General features: G+C 72.8%; 10 protein-coding genes and 1 pseudogene. 3 read left to right on the top strand and 8 right to left on the bottom strand.

The window, feature by feature from the left end:
• Positions 1-55 precede the first annotated feature (55 nt).
• On the bottom strand, positions 56-1,006 hold the full coding sequence (locus tag OG344_RS16090; RefSeq protein WP_405088909.1) for a DUF3068 domain-containing protein: 951 nt from the start codon (positions 1,004-1,006) through the stop codon (positions 56-58).
• 163 nt (positions 1,007-1,169) lie between these two features.
• On the opposite strand from OG344_RS16090, the gene OG344_RS16085 reads away from it, so the two are divergent.
• On the top strand, positions 1,170-2,420 hold the full coding sequence (locus OG344_RS16085) for an acyltransferase family protein (protein WP_405088908.1): 1,251 nt from the start codon (positions 1,170-1,172) through the stop codon (positions 2,418-2,420).
• Positions 2,421-4,544: 2,124 nt separating this feature from the next.
• On the opposite strand, the pseudogene OG344_RS16080 reads toward OG344_RS16085, so the two are convergent.
• The 6 genes and pseudogenes from OG344_RS16080 to OG344_RS16055 form a co-directional block, all read right to left on the bottom strand.
• A pseudogene (locus OG344_RS16080) lies at positions 4,545-6,509 on the bottom strand (alpha-(1->3)-arabinofuranosyltransferase family protein); the annotation flags it as partial.
• Positions 6,510-6,568: 59 nt separating this feature from the next.
• Entirely contained in the window at positions 6,569-7,744 is a 1,176-nt protein-coding gene (locus OG344_RS16075) for a glycosyltransferase family 4 protein (RefSeq protein ID WP_405088907.1), read from the bottom strand.
• A gap of 32 nt (positions 7,745-7,776) precedes the next feature.
• Positions 7,777-8,592 carry a glycosyltransferase gene (locus tag OG344_RS16070; protein ID WP_405088906.1) on the bottom strand — a complete coding sequence of 272 codons (816 nt, stop codon included), beginning with the start codon at positions 8,590-8,592 and terminating at the stop codon, positions 7,777-7,779.
• An 8-nt stretch (positions 8,593-8,600) separates the two neighbouring features.
• Entirely contained in the window at positions 8,601-8,729 is a 129-nt protein-coding gene (locus OG344_RS16065) for a hypothetical protein (protein ID WP_405088905.1), read from the bottom strand.
• Positions 8,730-8,740: 11 nt separating this feature from the next.
• Complete coding sequence (locus tag OG344_RS16060; protein ID WP_405088904.1) at positions 8,741-10,591, bottom strand: hypothetical protein; 1,851 nt, start codon at positions 10,589-10,591, stop codon at positions 8,741-8,743.
• A gap of 27 nt (positions 10,592-10,618) precedes the next feature.
• Positions 10,619-12,955: an acyl-CoA dehydrogenase gene (locus OG344_RS16055; protein ID WP_405088903.1), complete on the bottom strand. Its 2,337-nt coding sequence runs from the start codon at positions 12,953-12,955 to the stop codon at positions 10,619-10,621.
• Positions 12,956-13,091: 136 nt separating this feature from the next.
• Here OG344_RS16055 and OG344_RS16050 point away from each other — a divergent pair, with 136 nt between their 5' ends.
• Positions 13,092-14,174 (top strand): S1C family serine protease, encoded by a 1,083-nt coding sequence (locus OG344_RS16050; RefSeq protein ID WP_405088902.1) that lies wholly within the window; start codon positions 13,092-13,094, stop codon positions 14,172-14,174.
• Positions 14,175-14,266: 92 nt separating this feature from the next.
• Positions 14,267-15,307 carry an adenosine deaminase gene (locus OG344_RS16045; protein WP_405088901.1) on the top strand — a complete coding sequence of 347 codons (1,041 nt, stop codon included), beginning with the start codon at positions 14,267-14,269 and terminating at the stop codon, positions 15,305-15,307.
• Here the strand turns inward: OG344_RS16045 and OG344_RS16040 are convergent.
• Positions 15,280-15,915, bottom strand: a complete 636-nt coding sequence (locus OG344_RS16040; RefSeq protein ID WP_327044064.1) for a UTRA domain-containing protein — start codon at positions 15,913-15,915, stop codon at positions 15,280-15,282. The two genes, OG344_RS16045 and OG344_RS16040, sit on opposite strands and share 28 nt — an antisense overlap.
• Positions 15,916-15,933: the final 18 nt, after the last annotated feature.

Here is a 15,933-nt window from a genome sequence, read left to right as displayed (position 1 = left end):
GCAGGAGGCTCCCCCGCCCGATCGGCGGGGGAGTCTTCCCGTCGTTGTGACACGCTCAAGCAGAGGGCGGCTCCTCCCGTGTGTGATCGAGGTGCTCGGGGCGCTCCGGTCGCATCAGCCAGGCGCCGACGAGGAGGAGCGCGAGACCGACGATCAACGAGACCAGCGGGATCGTGGTCCTCAGCAGCGTGATCTGGTTCATGTTGTCCCTGGCCGTGCGGACGAGCGAGCCGACCGTCTCCGGGGTGTAGGTCGCGGTGCCGACGAGGGCGGGTGTGCGCTCGACGCCGTCCTCGGTCTTCAGCACCTCGTGGCGCTTCTGCTCCTGCTTGACCGGCAGGCCGGTTTCGGGCTCGACCCAGAAGGTGGTCGTGCCGTCGTACACGCGGTCGGCCTGCTTGTCCCCCTTCCCCTTCATCCCGAGCACGGTGGCGGGCACCTTGAGCGTGTCGGTGACCGTCGGGGGGATCTCCTGCACGAACCGGTAGACCCGCAGGCCGTCCAGCACCTCCTCACCGGCGAACTCCGCCGGGAAGGCCTGCCTGACGGCGGGGTTGTAGACCGAATAGGTCGTCTTCTCGACCCCGAAGGGGAACAGGAAGATCTGCCCCTGCAGCCGCACCGGCGTCTTGTCCACGTTGACCTGGCAGCAGTTCACCCCGGTGCCGTCGTACTTGTTGAAGGCACTGCGGAACAGGCTGAAGGAGATGCCGCGGCGTTCGTTGGTGACGTCGTTGACGTTGGTGAACTGGTCCCACACGACGTGGTCGCCGGCCGACTCCTCCGTGTCGCCACGGGTCGTCACGGTGATGGCGAGGTTCCCGGTGAGGACCTTCATGTCGGCGACGCTGAAGTAGCGGGCGTTCGGCGCGCTCAGCTCGGTCGTGCTGTCCTGGTCCGCGGGCGCGTGCACGAGCCGGTCCGCCGCCCAGAAGCGGAGAAGCGGAGCCAGCACGACGAAGAACACCCCCAGCGCGAGGAGAACGAGTCCACCGGTCCGTCTCATCAAGTCCTCCGGGATCTCCCCAGTACGGCAGCCTCGTTGGCCCGCGTATCGTAGTGCGGGCTCGTGACCGCCGCCAAGAACACGTTCTAACTTCGGACGTCTGAGACGCCGGGCCTGAGATACAGTGTGCCGATCGTACGCCGATGTGCCGGGGTGATCGCGTTTGACCGCCACACAGGCCGGCCTCGGCACGCCGGCGGGACCGGTTCCCGGCGACGGCGGTCGTCTGAACTCCCTCGACGGCATCCGGGCGGTCGCCGCTCTGCTCGTGCTGGCGCTGCACGTCGCCTCGGCGACCGGGGAGATGTACGGCGACTCGGAGTTCTCCTGGCTCGTCGCCCACGGCGACGTGGGCGTTGCGATCTTCTTCGTGCTCTCCGGCCTGCTTCTCTACCATCCCTGGGCGGCCGCCCTCTTCGGCTCGGGCCGACGCCCCGGCACCCGGGTCTACCTGTGGCGGCGTGCGCTCCGCGTGCTTCCGGCCTACTGGGTGGCGGTGACCACCGGGCTCGTCGCGTTCCACTCCGCGCGGCTGGGCTCGGTGCGGACGTGGGTCGAATGGCTCGGCCTGCTCTCGATCTACGATCCCGACCCGTGGTGGACCGGAACCGGCCCCGAGGGGCTCTACCAGATGTGGACCCTCCCGGTGGAGGCGACCTTCTATCTGGCGCTTCCGCTGATCGGCGCGGGAGTCGCGTTCCTCGCGGCACGCGGTGGCGGTGACGCGAACCGGAGGGGTGCTCGCGCCCTGCTCGCGCTCGCCTTCCTCGGCTCGGTCTCGTTCGCCTACATCGCCCTGACCTTCTGGCCCAACTGGAAGCCGATGATGGGCCTGCACCTGCCGCGCTACCTGCTGTGGTTCGCCCTGGGCATGGCCGTCTCCCTGCTCGCCGCCTGGGCGAAGGCGCGGCCGGCCGGCCGGGCCGGCGTGCTGTGCCGCACGCTGGGCTCCTCCGCCGGCGCCTGCTGGCTGATCTCCGCGCTGACCTTCGTCGTCGCGAGCACCGAACTGACCGGCCCCAGGACCCTGAGCGGGGACACGTTCTGGGCCTCGTGCTTCAAGACCGCGCTCTACGGCGTCACGGCGGTCTTCCTCGTCGCGCCCCTGGCCCTCTCGGACGGCCGGCCGAGCTTCGCCGACCGGGCTCTGGGCAACCCGGTGACGCGCTTCCTCGGCCGCGTCTCCTACAGCCTGTTCCTGTGGCACGTGCTGGTGATCGCGGTCCTCTACCGGCTGGCGGACACGAAGCCCCTAACGGGCGGGTTCTGGCCGGTGCTGCTCGTGGTCGTGCCCGTCTCGGTCCTGGTCGCCACCCTGAGCCACTTCCTCGTCGAGGAGCCCGCCCGGCGGCTCGGCCGGCGTCTCGGTCCCGGCCGGCGTCTCGGTCCCGGCCACCGCGAGCGCGACCAGTAGCGCCGCGACGACCGGCAGGCAGAGCAGCTGCGCGGCCCGCTGCTGCCAGGAGTCGCCCCACGAGAGGGTCGCCAGCACCCCGGCGGGCACAAGCAGCGACGGCACAAGCAGCGGCGACCGCGGCAGACGGCCGAGCGCCGGTCCGCCCCACAGGGCGGCGAGGACGCAGCCGGTGACCACCGCGAGCCCCGCGGGACCGGCGATCCACCATCCCGCCAGGGCCGCAACGGGAACCAGCAGCCGCCGGTCCACGGCCGCCGCCCGGGTCCGTACGGCCCGCGGGGTGCGCAGGCGGACCGGACGCAGCGCGAGGCCCCCCACCAGGAGCAGACCGGCGAGTCCCGCGACGAGCACGACCCGGTAGACCCGATCGGGCGGGTAGTCGAGCCGGACGACCCCCGACGTGCCCGCGGGGATCCGCCACGCCTGCCGCCAGCCGTCGATCTTCACGGCCGTCAGGGTGTGCCCGGCGACCGTGGCGGTCCAGCCGGCGTTGAAGTTCTCCCCCAGCACCAGGTAGGCGTCGGTCTCCGCCGAGACGGACACCGTGCGCCGCGAGGCGCCCCAGGACCCCACCGAGACCCTCCCGGAGAACTCCGGAGTGCCGGCTCGTGCCGGGTCCACGCCATCCATCACGCCATCCATCACACCATCCATCAGGACGGAGTCCACCCGGAACGGGTCCAGCGGCACGCCCCGGATCCGGTTGGCGCCCGGGGCGACGCGAACCTTTCCGCAGGAGGTGAAGCGCAGCGGGCGCCCGGTCAGCACGTCGCCGTAGACGCCCTCGACCCGGGTCGCGACCCGCTCGCCGCCGCCCGTCCCGCCTACAGTCCCGCCTACAGTCCCGCCTACAGTCCCGCCTACAGTCCCGCCTACAGTCCCGCCGACCGTCAGGGCCGGCCCGAAGCCGCAGTCGAGGGTGAACGGGACCCCGGCGATGTCCGGCAGCGGCTTGACCCCGTCTATCAGCACGTCGGTGACCTGCAGCGGCGGGGCCACCGGAGAGAACTGGATGCGCAGGCGGTCGGTCTTCACCGGGCGGAACCGCACCTCGCCCTCGTCGTCGAGCCGGCCGCCGCGCACGCTGCCGTCGGCCGCCGTGATCAGCACCGACGTCCACGGCCGCGCCCCCTTCGGGCGTTGGACGACGACCCGGCCGACCGTCCTGGCCTTCGCCCACCGGATCGACAGCTCGGGATGGCGGTCGTTCTCGCCGCTGATCCAGGTGGTGCGCGGGTCGCCGTCGAAGGCCGACCTGGCCGCCGCCACCGGCTGGTCGACGGCCACGCTCGACCCGCTGACCTGGGGAAACTCGGTCAGTTGCGCGTACCGGTCGATGGCAGCGGCGTCCCGCAGCACGGCCCGGCCGGTCAGCCTTGGGGAACCGGCGGCAGGGACCGTGACGGTGTGGTCGAAGGTGTAGCCCTCCTCCCCCTGCCGCTCCGCCGACGGCTGGCACAGCCACCGGACCGGCCCGAGCACGCAGGGCTGCTCCTCTCCCGCCGCCCTGGTCATGACGTACGTCGTGGGCGTCCCGGCGGTCCGCCCGGAGACGTCCGGCGACCGGTACGTCCGGCCGGTGGTCAGGCCGGGGACGGTGATCTCCGCGATGCCCACCGACGTGCCGAAGGAGGTGCCGAACGCGTCCTCCGGCTGTTCGGCCAGCCGCAGGACACGCAGCCGCAGCCAGGACGACGGCCCGTCGGGGACCCCCAGGCTCTGGGAGCCGCCGGTCTCCGCGACATTCGCGAGGTCCTGCTCGACGCGGCCGGCCGCCGTCTCCACGGCGACCCGGACGGGCGGCGGCCCGAGGACGGGATCGGTGACGAACCGCACCGCGATCCGGCTGAGCCGCAGGGGCCGCTCGAAGTCGATCCTGATCCACTGCCCGAGCGGCCCCTCCGTGCCACCCGACCGCCACATCGTCCACGGGTTCCCGTCGAGGGCGGCGTACGGCAGATAGCCGGGCGACTGCGGCATGGCGATGGTTCCGGGGTCGGAGGCCGACGACGAGGCCGACACGCCCGCTATCCCGGTGTAGGCGGCGGTGGCGGAGAACGGCGCCCAGCCCGGCTCCAGGTAGTCGTCCACCACCCCGGTTCCCGGCGGCGACTCTCCGTCGGCGAGCGTCGGCGAGACGCCTCTCCGGATGGTGCCGAAGTGCCGCTGCCTGCGGCGGAGGGAGTCGGTGACGACGGCCTCACGGGCGTCGCCGGGGTCCGTGTTCAGCACCGTGGGCCGCTCCCCGAATCGACCGCTCAGCAGCCCGTGGTCGGCCAGATCGAGCAGCCCCTCCGGAGCCCCGTACACCCGCAGCAGGTCCCCGGCCGGGAGCAGCGAGACGACGCCGGCTGCGCCGCCGACCTCGTACACCTCCAGCGCGGGGTAGGCCGGGTCCTGGCCCAGGACGGCGTCGTCCATGTCCCAGCTCGACCCGACGCCGGGGCCGAACGAGGCGACCCTGGTGATGCCCTCGGTGTCGCCGAGCGCCTGGTGCACGCGGGCGGGAAGGGTGCCCTCCATCGCGCGGCGGTCCAGGTCATTGCGTACCAGGAGGAACCGGACGCCGAGGCGGGCCAGCACCTCGTGCAGGCCCGGGGACCCGCGCCCGGCGGCCACCTGCCGGTCCACCGCGTCGAGCACCCGGGTGAGCCCGGTCGAGCCGGCCGCCCCGATCTGCCGTTCCGCCCAGCGCACCGTGAACAGCTGCTGCATGGGTTCGTCGAGCGGCCGTCCCCACGTGTACTCCCCGAACGCGGAGCCGGGCAGGGCCAGCACCGCCTGGTCACCGGCCCGGCCGTTCAGCCATCGGGCGGCGTCGTGCCAGTAGCCGGGGATCTCCCGGAACGTCCCCGGCCCGGCCAGTCCGAGCTGGAGGACCGGCAGCATGATTCCCGCCAGCGCGGCCACCGCTGCTCCCGCGACCCCGGCCCTCAACCACGCTCCGAACTGGGGACGCCGTACGACCGCGAGCACGTGGGCGATGCCGAGCGCGAGCGGCAGACGCACCACGGGGTCGAACTTGCGCAGGTTCCGCAGCGGCGCGAGGGGGCCGTCGATCAGCTCGCGGACCATCGGGGCGAGCGGCGGCTCCAGCGCGCCCAGGTGGCCCGCCGACATGACGAGCAGTCCCGTCAGCAGCGTCAGCGTCAGGAACAGCCGGTGCGGCACGTCGGCCCGCAGCACGCCGGCCAGCCCGATCGCGGCCAGCAGGCACGTCGCCACGGCCGCCCAGGCCGCGTGGGTGAGCTCGAAGCCGACCGGCATCGTCGGACCCGCGCCGCCCGCGATCGAGGTCACCCAATCGGCGGTGCCGCGCAGGATGTTCGGCAGCGAGGTCACCTGGGTCGTCGTCGCCGCGCTCTCGGTGTAGGGCAGGAACGAGAACGCGTACCTGCCCATGAGCAGCAGCGGCACGGTCCACCAGAGGGTCGCCGCGGCCACCCCCGCCAGCCACCACGCCAGCAGCCGCACCCGCCTGGTGTCCGGGTCGCGGGTGGCGACGAACAGCACCGGGACGACGAGGACCGCGCCCACCGCGACCGCGTTGACCCCGCCGCACAACGCCACCGCGAACGCCGAGCGGGCCGCGCAGACCATCCGGTTGCCGCCCCGCGCGGCGGTGACCAGCGGCAGCAGGATCCACGGCAGCAGCGCCATCGGCTGCACCTCGGCCGACAGCACCCCGAGGTCGGACACCGCGCGGGGGGCCAGCGCGAAGGCGAGCGCGGCGACGAGACGGGTCTCCGGCGTGCCGATTCCCAGCCGGGCCGCGAGCCGGTTCATCCCGGCCAAGGCCGTCACGGCGAGCAGCGCCATCCACAGCCGCTGGACCACCCACCCGTCGAGCCCGAGCAGCTTCCCGAGCAGGAAGAACGGGCCCATCGGGAAGAGATAGCCGGAGACCTGATTCTGCAACTGGCCGAACTGCGCCGGATCCCACAGGTCGAGCGCCCGCCCCAGGAACGCCGCGGGCACGATCGTCAGGTCGATCTTCGTGTCGGCCAGCAGCTCACCCGGCCTGGTCCGGAACACGAGTGCGACGAGCAGGAGCGAGGCGGCCAGCAGCCGCAGCCCGTTCCGCATCCGGAGGTCGCCCGTGTGGCTGCTCGTGTGGCTGCTCGTGTGGATGCTCGTGTGGCTGCTCATCGGCCCTTCCGGGGCGCGTCCGGCAGGAGCCCGGCGAACATCTCGGCGCTGCGGTCCCAGGTGAACCCGGCCGCCCAGGCGCGGCACTCCCGCGCGGTCTCGGCCGCCCGCGCGGGGTCGGACAGCAGCGTGAGCGCCTCCGACGTCACCTTCGCGAGCGACCGGCCCTCCCCCGTGCCCTCGCCCGTGCTCTCCCCGGCCAGCCAGCCCGTGCGCCCGTCGCGTACGGCGTCGCGCAGGCCGTCGACGTCGAAGGCGACCGTCGGCACGCCGAGCGCCGCCGCCTCCAGCACGCTCAGCCCCCAGCCCTCGCCCTGGGACGCGGACAGATGCGCCCAGGCGCGGCCGACGAGCCGTTCCTTCTCCTCCTCCGGGACGTGCCCGTGGAGCCGTACGACGTGGGTGAGCCCGCGCTCGGCCACCAGGGCGGTGAGGCGTCCGAGTTCGGGGCCACGGCCGACCAGGTCGACGGTGAGACCCGGCCATTCCGCGCGCAGCGTCTCGGCGAGGCCGACGACGAGTTCCATCCGCTTGTGGGGCACCATCCGCCCCACGCAGACGAGGGAGGGCCGCTCGGTCCGTTCGTGACGGGCCTGCCGGGGCGGGTGCCCGCCGTTGGGCACGACGGTGATCGGCCCCGTCCAGGCGAGCCTGCGCCGCATGGCCGCGACGGTGGACGGGGAGACCGCCACGCAGAGGCGCCGCCGGTAGACCCGGCGGGCCGCCGGGCCTTCGAGGAACCGGCCCAGCCGGGCGAGCCAGCCCGGGAAGTGCACGCCGAACTGCGCGTCGTGGACGTGGTGGACGACGCACAGCACCCGCACCTCCCGCGGCACGAGCAGCGGGGTGAAGAACGGGATCCCGTTCTGACAGTCGATCACCACGTCGAACGCGCGGCGGTGACGCCACAGCCAGGCCGCCGCGCGGGCGTACACGCTGAAGGTGCCGCCTCCGCGGACGAACCTCACCCCCGCCACGGTCTCGGCGGCCGCCTGCGCGGGGCCGCGCGCGGTGACGAACGTGAGGTCCGCCCCCCACTCCGCGAGCCGCCTGCCGATCTCCCAGGCGTACGCCTCGGCGCCCCCGGCCCGCTCGTGCCAGGGATCACGCCAGTTGACCAGGGCGACGCGCAGGCCGGACAGTCGCGGCGGCACGGCGTTCGGTCCGTTCACGTGTTCATCGGCATGAGGTGTTCCGGCAGGGCTCAGGCGGTGACGGGCGGCGTGTGATCGGGTGACAGGGGTTCCGCGAACGGGCGGGTGGCGGCCAGGGCGAGGCGGGGGCGGGCCATCCTGACCATCTTGACCATCCTGACCCAGATGACCGCGATCTGCAGGAAGACCCCCCAGCTGTGCCGCCAGCACGAGAACGTCGAGCCGCCGACGTCCCTCCAGGTCACCGGGATCTCCCGTACGCCGGCCCCGAGCAGGTGCACGTGGGCCAGCAGTTCCACGTCGAAGGCGAACCCGGTCGTGCGCAGGCGCCGGGCGGCCCGGCGGGCGAGGTCGCCGTGGAAGAACTTGAACCCGCACTGGGTGTCGCCGATCGGGCCCGTGACCCGGCGGGCCAGGGCGCGGAAGACCCGGGCGCCCAGCCTGCGCACCCGGCTGTGCCGCGCCTCGACGACCGAGCCCGGCGCGGCGCGGGAGCCGATGACCGCGGGCTGCCCGGCGACGAGCAGCCGGACCACCGTGTCGAGTGCGGAGAGGTCGGTGGCCATATCCACGTCGCAGAACCCGACGAGAGGCGCGGTGGTGGCGAGCAGCCCGGCCCGGACCGCCGCCCCCTTGCCGCGCGTCTCACAGCGGATCAGCCGGATCGGCGTCGTACGCGAGGGCAGCGCGCGCACGACGTCCGGCGTGGCGTCCGTGCTGGCGTTGTCCACGACGACGATCCGCGCGGGATACGGCAGCGCGGCGAGTTTCGCGCACAGCTCCGACAGCCCTTTGGCGATCCGCGCCTCCTCGTTGCGGGCGGGGATCACGATCTCCAGCAGGGGAGAGCCCTTCGGCGGGGGCATGGCGGGGGTCAGCGGCTGCCGTAGTTGTACAGGGGCTTGTTGACCGGGCTCGGAGACGTGTCGGCCACATGGACCAGGCCCACCGTGGCACCCACGGCGAGCAGACCGCCAACGGCCACCGCCAGAAGCACGCGCATGGAAGGGCTCCTCACTCGACCGTTTCGTCGACACCTGACGATCGACGCCTGACGACACTGGAACCAGATTCTCTTACCATAAAGTAGATATACGAAAGAGCGACAAACCAGCCCAGGATAACGGCGTAGGCAGGCGGGCTCCCGGCAGGTGCCTGCCCAGTCGTCGGCTCAGGCGTCGGCTCAGGCGTCGGCTCAGGGGCGTCGATGGCGTACAGCGCGGCGTACCGGCCGGTGTAGACGGGCCGGGCGCCCCGGAGCCGCAAGTGGAACTCGTTCCAGTTCGACTGGTCGCCGTCGAGCACGACGAAGCGGAATCCGGCCCGCCGCAACCCCTCGGTCAGCGGAGCCCCCGACCGCACCAGTGGAGTCAGCGCCAGGGCACGCGGGTCCTCGGCGCCGACCACCGTGTCCCCCTCGCTGTCTCCCTCGCTCCCCCTCGCGCCGTCTCCCGCGCTCCCCCTCGTGTTGTCTCCCGCGCTGTCACCCACCCGCACCGCGTCGTTCCACACGACCCGCCGGGGCAGATATCGGGGCATCGGATCGAGCACGGAGCGCCCCCCGTTCCAGTCGTAGGCGCGGTACGCCTCCCACGGCAGCAGCAGCACGTCTCCCGGGACGGAATCGGCCGCGACCCGGGCGCGCACCTCGTCGAAGTCCCGTGGATACGGCACCGTCGCGAGCCTGCCCATGCCGCCCAGGGCCAGCGTGGGGAGCAGCAGCAGCGGCGCCCCCGCCGCCACCACACTCGCTGTTACCGCACCCCCTGCAACCGCGCGCGACGGCGCACCGCGTAACCGGGCCGCGACCGCTCCGAGGCCGAGCGCCTGCGCCAGCGCGAGCGGGGCCACGTACTGCTGGGCGTCCCGGAGCACGGCGAACCCCGCCCAGTGCGTCACCAGCACCCGCAGGGCCGCCCGGCCCGGCTCGGTGACGCTCAGCGCGGCCACCGCGAAGCCCGCCACCGCCGCCACCGCCAGACCCGGCCGTGCCGGGACCCCTCTCCCCAGGGCGAAGCCCGCCAGCATCACGACGGCCGCCGCCAGGCGCAGGACCTGCGGCAGCATCGCGTCGTACCCCGGCGGCACGGCCTCGGCGTTCCAGATCCCGGACAGCACGAGGAGGCTACCGAGCGCCCCGAACGGCGTGTCCGCGCGGGCCGCGAACGCGTCGACTCCGGCCGGGTCGCCGGGCACCCCGCCCGGCCGCAGCAGGCTCGGCACCAGCCAGGGCAGACTCAGCACCACCCACGACACCGCGAAAACGCGCAGTGTTCTGTCGCGTGACCTGTTACCTGTCTTGTTGCGCGCGTACGCGGCCACGGGCGCGGCGGTCAGGAGCGTGATGATCATCGCCATGAACCCGCCGGCCGCCGCCGGCAGCAGCGCCAGCACGATCACCCGCCGCCCTGCCCCCCGCTCTCCGCCGGACACCGCGCGTACGGCCCAGGGCAGGCCCGCGTACCCCAGGAGCAGCGCCCAGTGCCCGAGCAGCAGCCGTTCGGCGACGAAGGGGTTCCAGGTGTAGAACACGGCGGCGGCCACCCTCGCCGTGGGCGGCCACCGCTCGGTCAGGGCCGCCATCCCGCAGCAGGCCAGCACGAAGATCCCCAGCAGGACGGCCTTCTGGACCAGCGCCCCGGGCAGGACGAGGCCGAGCGCCGCGACCAGCGCGTCGCTGGGGACGGCGCGAGGCAGCGTGCCGGACAGCCCGAAGGAAGTCGCGCCGAACACCGGCGTCGGGACGAACACGAGGTCGTATGCCAGTGTGAACCCGGGCCCGAGCGCCGGGCCGAGGGCGAGCACGCCGACCAGCAACCCACCCCAGATCGGCCAGCGGCGACCGGCCGCGTCCCAGAAAGACATGTCACCCAGTTCCAACGGCAGAGCCGGCTACCTGCCCGGCTCGGGGTCGCGGGGCAGGCCGAGCAGGCGCTCGGCGATGATGTTCAGCTGCACCTCGGTCGTGCCACCGTAAATCGTCATCGCGCGGGTGGCGAGCACGGCCCGGTTCCAGTAGCCGGCGTCGCCGAGCCTCCAGTCGGCGGCGGTGACGGCGGCCGGGCCGATCAGGGAGACCGCCGTCTCCGACACGTGCTGGGCGTGCGCGGTGGACAGCAGCTTGCGCACCGAGGCGTCGGCGCCCGGCTCCTCGCCGGCGAGCTGTCTGAGGGTCACCCGCAGCGCCAGCGCGTTGATGGAGTGCGCCTCGCAGACGACCGCGGCGAGGCCCTGCCGTTCGGCGGGGGTGAGCTCGCGGCCGAGCCGGCCCACCAGGCCGAGCAGGTCGGGCACCGACGCCCCGGTGCCGCCCGAGCCGGACGACAGACTGACCCGCTCGTTCGACAACGTGTTCCTGGCCACCCGCCAGCCGTTGTTCACCTCGCCGACGACCATCCCGTCGGGGACGAAGACGTCGTCGAGGAACACCTCGTTGAACAGGTTCTCCCCGGTCATCTCGGTCAGCGGCCGCACGGTGACGCCGGGCGCCTTCATGTCCACCAGGAAGTAGGTGATGCCGTCGTGCTTGGGCCTGGAGGTGTCGGACCTCGCGATGCAGATGCCCCACTCGGCGACGTGCGCGACCGAGGTCCAGATCTTCTGGCCGTCGAGCCGCCAGCCTCCCTCGACCTTCTCCGCCTTCATCTGCAGCGAGGCGAGGTCGGAGCCCGCCTCGGGCTCGGAGAACAGCTGGCACCAGACGAGCTCACCGCTCAGCGTGGGCGGCAGGAAGCGCTCCTGCTGCTCCGGCGTGCCGTACGTGACCAGCGACGGCACTACCCACGCACCGATGATCATCTGCGGCGGCCTGATCCCGGCCGCCCTGACCTCCTGGTGGATGAGCACCTGCTCCAGCGGGGAGGCCGCACGGCCCCAGGGCCGGGGCAGATGCGGCATGACGAACCCGGCCTTCGCGAGGGCCCTCTTCTGCGCCGCGCCCTCCAGCGCGGCGATCCCGGCCAGTTCCTCGCGGATCGCCGCGCGCAACGGCCGCGACTCCTCGGGCAGGTCGATCTCCATCTCCCGGGTGACGCCCTTCAGCGCCAGCGCGGCCACCCGATCGGACCACTCGGAGGAGGCGCCGAGCAGCGCGCGGATCGTCAGCGCGCGGCGGTAGTACAGGTGCGCGTCGTGTTCGAAGGTGTAGCCGATGCCGCCGAAGGTCTGGATCGCGTCCCTGGCGCACTGCACGGCGGCGTCGGGCGCCATGACGGCCGCGATCGCGGCGGCGTGGTCGCGCTCCGCGCCTTCGGCCCGGGTGGCGTCCCAGACCGTGGCGCGGGCCTGCTCCAGCGCCACCAGCATGCGGGAGATCTTGTGCTTGACGCCCTGGAACTGGCCGATCGGCCGGCCGAACTGCACCCGCACCTTCGCATAGTCGGCCGCGGCGGCCACGCACCAGGCGGCCACCCCCGCCGCGTCCGCGCCGAGGACGATCGCGGCCGCGGCGAGCACCTCGTTCCTGGTCAGGCCGGTCAGCACGCGCTCGGCGGGCACCTCGAGACCGGACACCTCGACCATGGCCACGCCGCGGGTGAGGTCGAGCGGCCGGACCCCCGTGACCGTCGCCCGGACGGCGTCGATCGCCACCCACTCCTCCCCGGTGTCCGTGGCCACCGGGAGCACCAGCACGTCGGCCGTCCCCGCGCCGAGGACGTGCGCGGCGGTTCCAGTGATCGTGAGCCCGCCCTCCTCACGCTCGCTGTTGATCTCGCTGTTGATCTCGCTGTTGAGGGCCAATGCGCCGGTCAGGGAACCGTCCGCGAGCCCGGGCAGCAGATGCGCCCGCGCTTTCGTTTCGGAGGCGAGGATGGCGGCACTGGCGAGGATGGTGGGCACCATCGGGCCGGGCGTCATCCGCTCCGACAGGGCTTCGATCGCCACCGCCGCTTCCAGCAGGCCGTACCCCGATCCGCCGTACTCCTCGGGCAGGTGCAGCCCGAGCAGTCCCTGGCCGGCGAGGGCAGGCCAGAAGGCTGGGCGCTCCCCTGCGCCTGCCTCTGCGCCTGCCTCTGCGCCTGCCTCTGCGCCTGCCTCTGCGCCTGTCTCCGCGCCTGTCTCCGCGCCGCTGCCTCCCGGCTGTGCTTCCGGCTGTGCTCCCGGCTGTGCTCCCGGCTGGGCGAGGACGCCGACCACTCGCCGTACGACGTCGGCGGGAACGGCCCGCTCGGCCCATCCGGACACCGACTCACGGAGCGCCTCGTGCTCCTCGTTCAGCCCGATCTCCATCTGATCCTCCAGCCCTGACGTCGCGTAGAACCATATTCTAGAGGAATATTCGCCGACGGGTCCGGGGCCGGTCATGACCTGCGCTCGCGGCGGCGCGCCGCCTTGCGACCACGATCGCCGCAGGTAGACAGGGGCTATGCAGCTCACACGGAAGGCCCTCCGTACGGCCGCCGGCACGGCCGTGGCGGCGCTGGTCATCGGAGGGTGCGCGCCGCGGACCCCCGGCGTCGAGACCACCCCGCCCCCGGCGGGGACGACGACGCCGAGCACCCCGCTCGTGCCCACGCGGGCGGTCGCGCTGGAGTCGGCCTACGAGCAGGTCATCAAGAAGGTTCTTCCGTCGACCGTGCAGATCACCACCGGGCAGGCGCTGGGCTCCGGCATCATCTATGACAAGGAGGGACACATCCTGACGAACGCCCACGTCGTGGGCAATGCCACGGAGTTCCGTGTGACGCTGGCGACCGGCGGCAAGTCCAGAAGGGCCCGGCTTGTGAGCAGCTATCCGGCGGGCGACCTCGCGATGATCCGCGTGGAGGACGCCGACGGGCTGACGCCCGCGACGTTCGGCCGCTCCTCGAATCTCAAGGTCGGGCAGATCGTGCTGGCCATGGGCAACCCCCTCGGCTTCTCCGGCAGCGTGACCGAGGGCATCGTGTCGGCCCTCGGCCGCACCGTGACGGGCGAGCGGCACGCCGGTGGCGGGGCCGCGACCATCACCAACGCCGTGCAGACCTCGGCGCCCATCAACCCCGGCAACAGCGGCGGCGCCCTGGTCGACCTGTCCGGCCAGGTCATCGGCATCCCGACGCTGGCCGCCGTCGATCCCGAGCAGGGCGCCGCGCCCGGCCTCGGCTTCGCGATCCCGAGCGACACCGCGACCGACGTGGCCCAGCAGATCATTCGATATGGCCGGGTCGTGAACACCCGCCGGGCCGCCCTCGGCGTACGGGTCGGCACCGCGGTCGACGCGAACGGCGACCCGATCGGCGTCGTGGTCGGCTCGGTGGCCCCCGGAGGCGGCGCGGACAAGGCGGGCATCCGCCCCGGCGACGTGATCGTGCGGGTCAACGGCACCGCGACCCCCACCGCCGCCGCCCTGTCACAGATCATGGCCACGCTCCGGCCAGGAGACAGCGCGCGGGTTGAGATCCTGCACCCGGACGGCACCAGGAGCACGGTCTCGGCCGTCCTCAGCGAACTACCTGCGGGACAATAAGCCGCAACCCCAAAACGCGATCCTGACAAAGTGGTGTGAGATACCCCGAAATCGTTTGGAGCGGGCCTCCATGCGGTTGTTACGGTCGGGGCGTGATCTCCCCCGAACTGACCCGGTTCATCGCCGGGCTGCCCAAGGCAGAGCTGCACGTTCACCACGTTGGCGCGGCGTCACCGCACATCGTGGCCGCCCTCGCGGCCCGCTACGAAGGCTCGACGCCCGTGCCCGCCGACCCCGCGCTGGTGGAGAAGTTCTACGACTTCCGCGACTTCGCTCATTTCCTCCAGGTCTATCTGCAGGTCGTGGACCTCATCAGGAAGCCCGAGGACCTGTGGACGCTCATCTACGGCGTCGGCGGCGACCTGGCCGCCCAGCGGGTGCGATACGCCGAGGTCACCGTCACCCCGCACTCCCACCTGGCCCGGGGGTTCGCGCCCGAGGAGATCTGCGAGGTGATCGAGGACGCCAGGCGACGGGTCGAGGCGGACTTCGGCACCGTGCTGCGCTGGTGCTTCGACATCCCCGGCATCCCAGGCCCGCCCGCTGACGAGACGCTTTCCATCGCGCTCGACCAGCGGCCGGACGGCCTGGTCAGCTTCGGGCTCGGCGGCGCGGAAGCGGGCGTGCCCAGGGAGTGGTTCGCACCGCACTTCGCCGCGGCCCGCGCCGCCGGGCTCCATTCGGTGCCGCACGCCGGCGAGGTCACCGACGCCCAGTGCGTCTGGGACGCCGTACGGGAACTCGGCGCGGAACGGATCGAGCACGGCATCCACAGCGTGCAGGATCCCGCGCTGCTGGAGCACCTGGCCGAGCACAACATCACGCTGGACGTCTGCCCCACCTCCAACGTCCGGACGGGGGCCGTACCGGACCTGGCGGAGCACCCGCTGCCCGCGCTGGTCGCGGCCGGGGTGCCGGTCACGGTCAACACCGACGACCCGCCCATGTTCGGCACCGATCTCAACCGGGAGTACGCCGTCGCGGCCGAACTGCTCTCGCTGGACGCCGACGGCGTCGCCGACCTGGCCCGCGCGGCCGTCCGGGCGTCCTTCCTCGACGCCGCCGGCAAGCGGGCCCTGCTCAGGGACATCGACGCCTACGCCGCTCAGAACTCGTCGGCGCCGCTCACCTGAGTGATCTCGAAGATGTGGCGAGAGGCGGCGCAGACGGTCTCCAGCACATGGATCGGGAGATCGTCTGCTGAGTAGGCGGCGCGCACGATCTGGACCACCCACTCGCCGGGGCCGAGATCGAGCGTGACCGCTTCCTCCCCCTCCGGCGGCCGGGCGACCAGATGCTCCTCGGCCCGGCCGAAGCGGTGGCCCAGTGCCTCGATCGCCGCCTGGAGACTGGGGCGCAGGAAACCGGGCTCGACCAGCGGCGTCTCCCCGAACAGGTCGAGCCGCAGGAAACTGGTGGCCGCCCGCACCGGCACCTCGTCGGCGAGCAGCAGCTTGCGCCGGGCCAGCACCGGCGTCCCGGGCTCGACCCGCAGCCCCGCCGCCACGTGCTCCGGCGCGGGCTCCGGCCCGACGTACAGCATCGTGCGGCCGGCCCGCACTCCCTGCCGCTCCGCCTCGGTCAGAAACAGCGAGGCCGAGGCCCGTACGGCGGGCTGCGACGGCAGGGACCTTCGCACCACCACGCGCGGCTCTCCCGCAGGCTCCGCGACCCGCTCTCCCAACTGCTCCCCCACCTGCTGCCCCTCCTGTTTCCTGGCATGGGGTTCCCTCCCACGCACGCCACGACTCTAGGCGAC

This window comes from Microbispora sp. NBC_01389 (assembly GCF_045040095.1).
In the GTDB taxonomy this organism is placed as follows: domain Bacteria; phylum Actinomycetota; class Actinomycetes; order Streptosporangiales; family Streptosporangiaceae; genus Microbispora.
The sequence above is the reverse complement of the archived record's forward strand: the minus strand, read 5'-3'. Positions and strand labels throughout refer to the sequence as shown.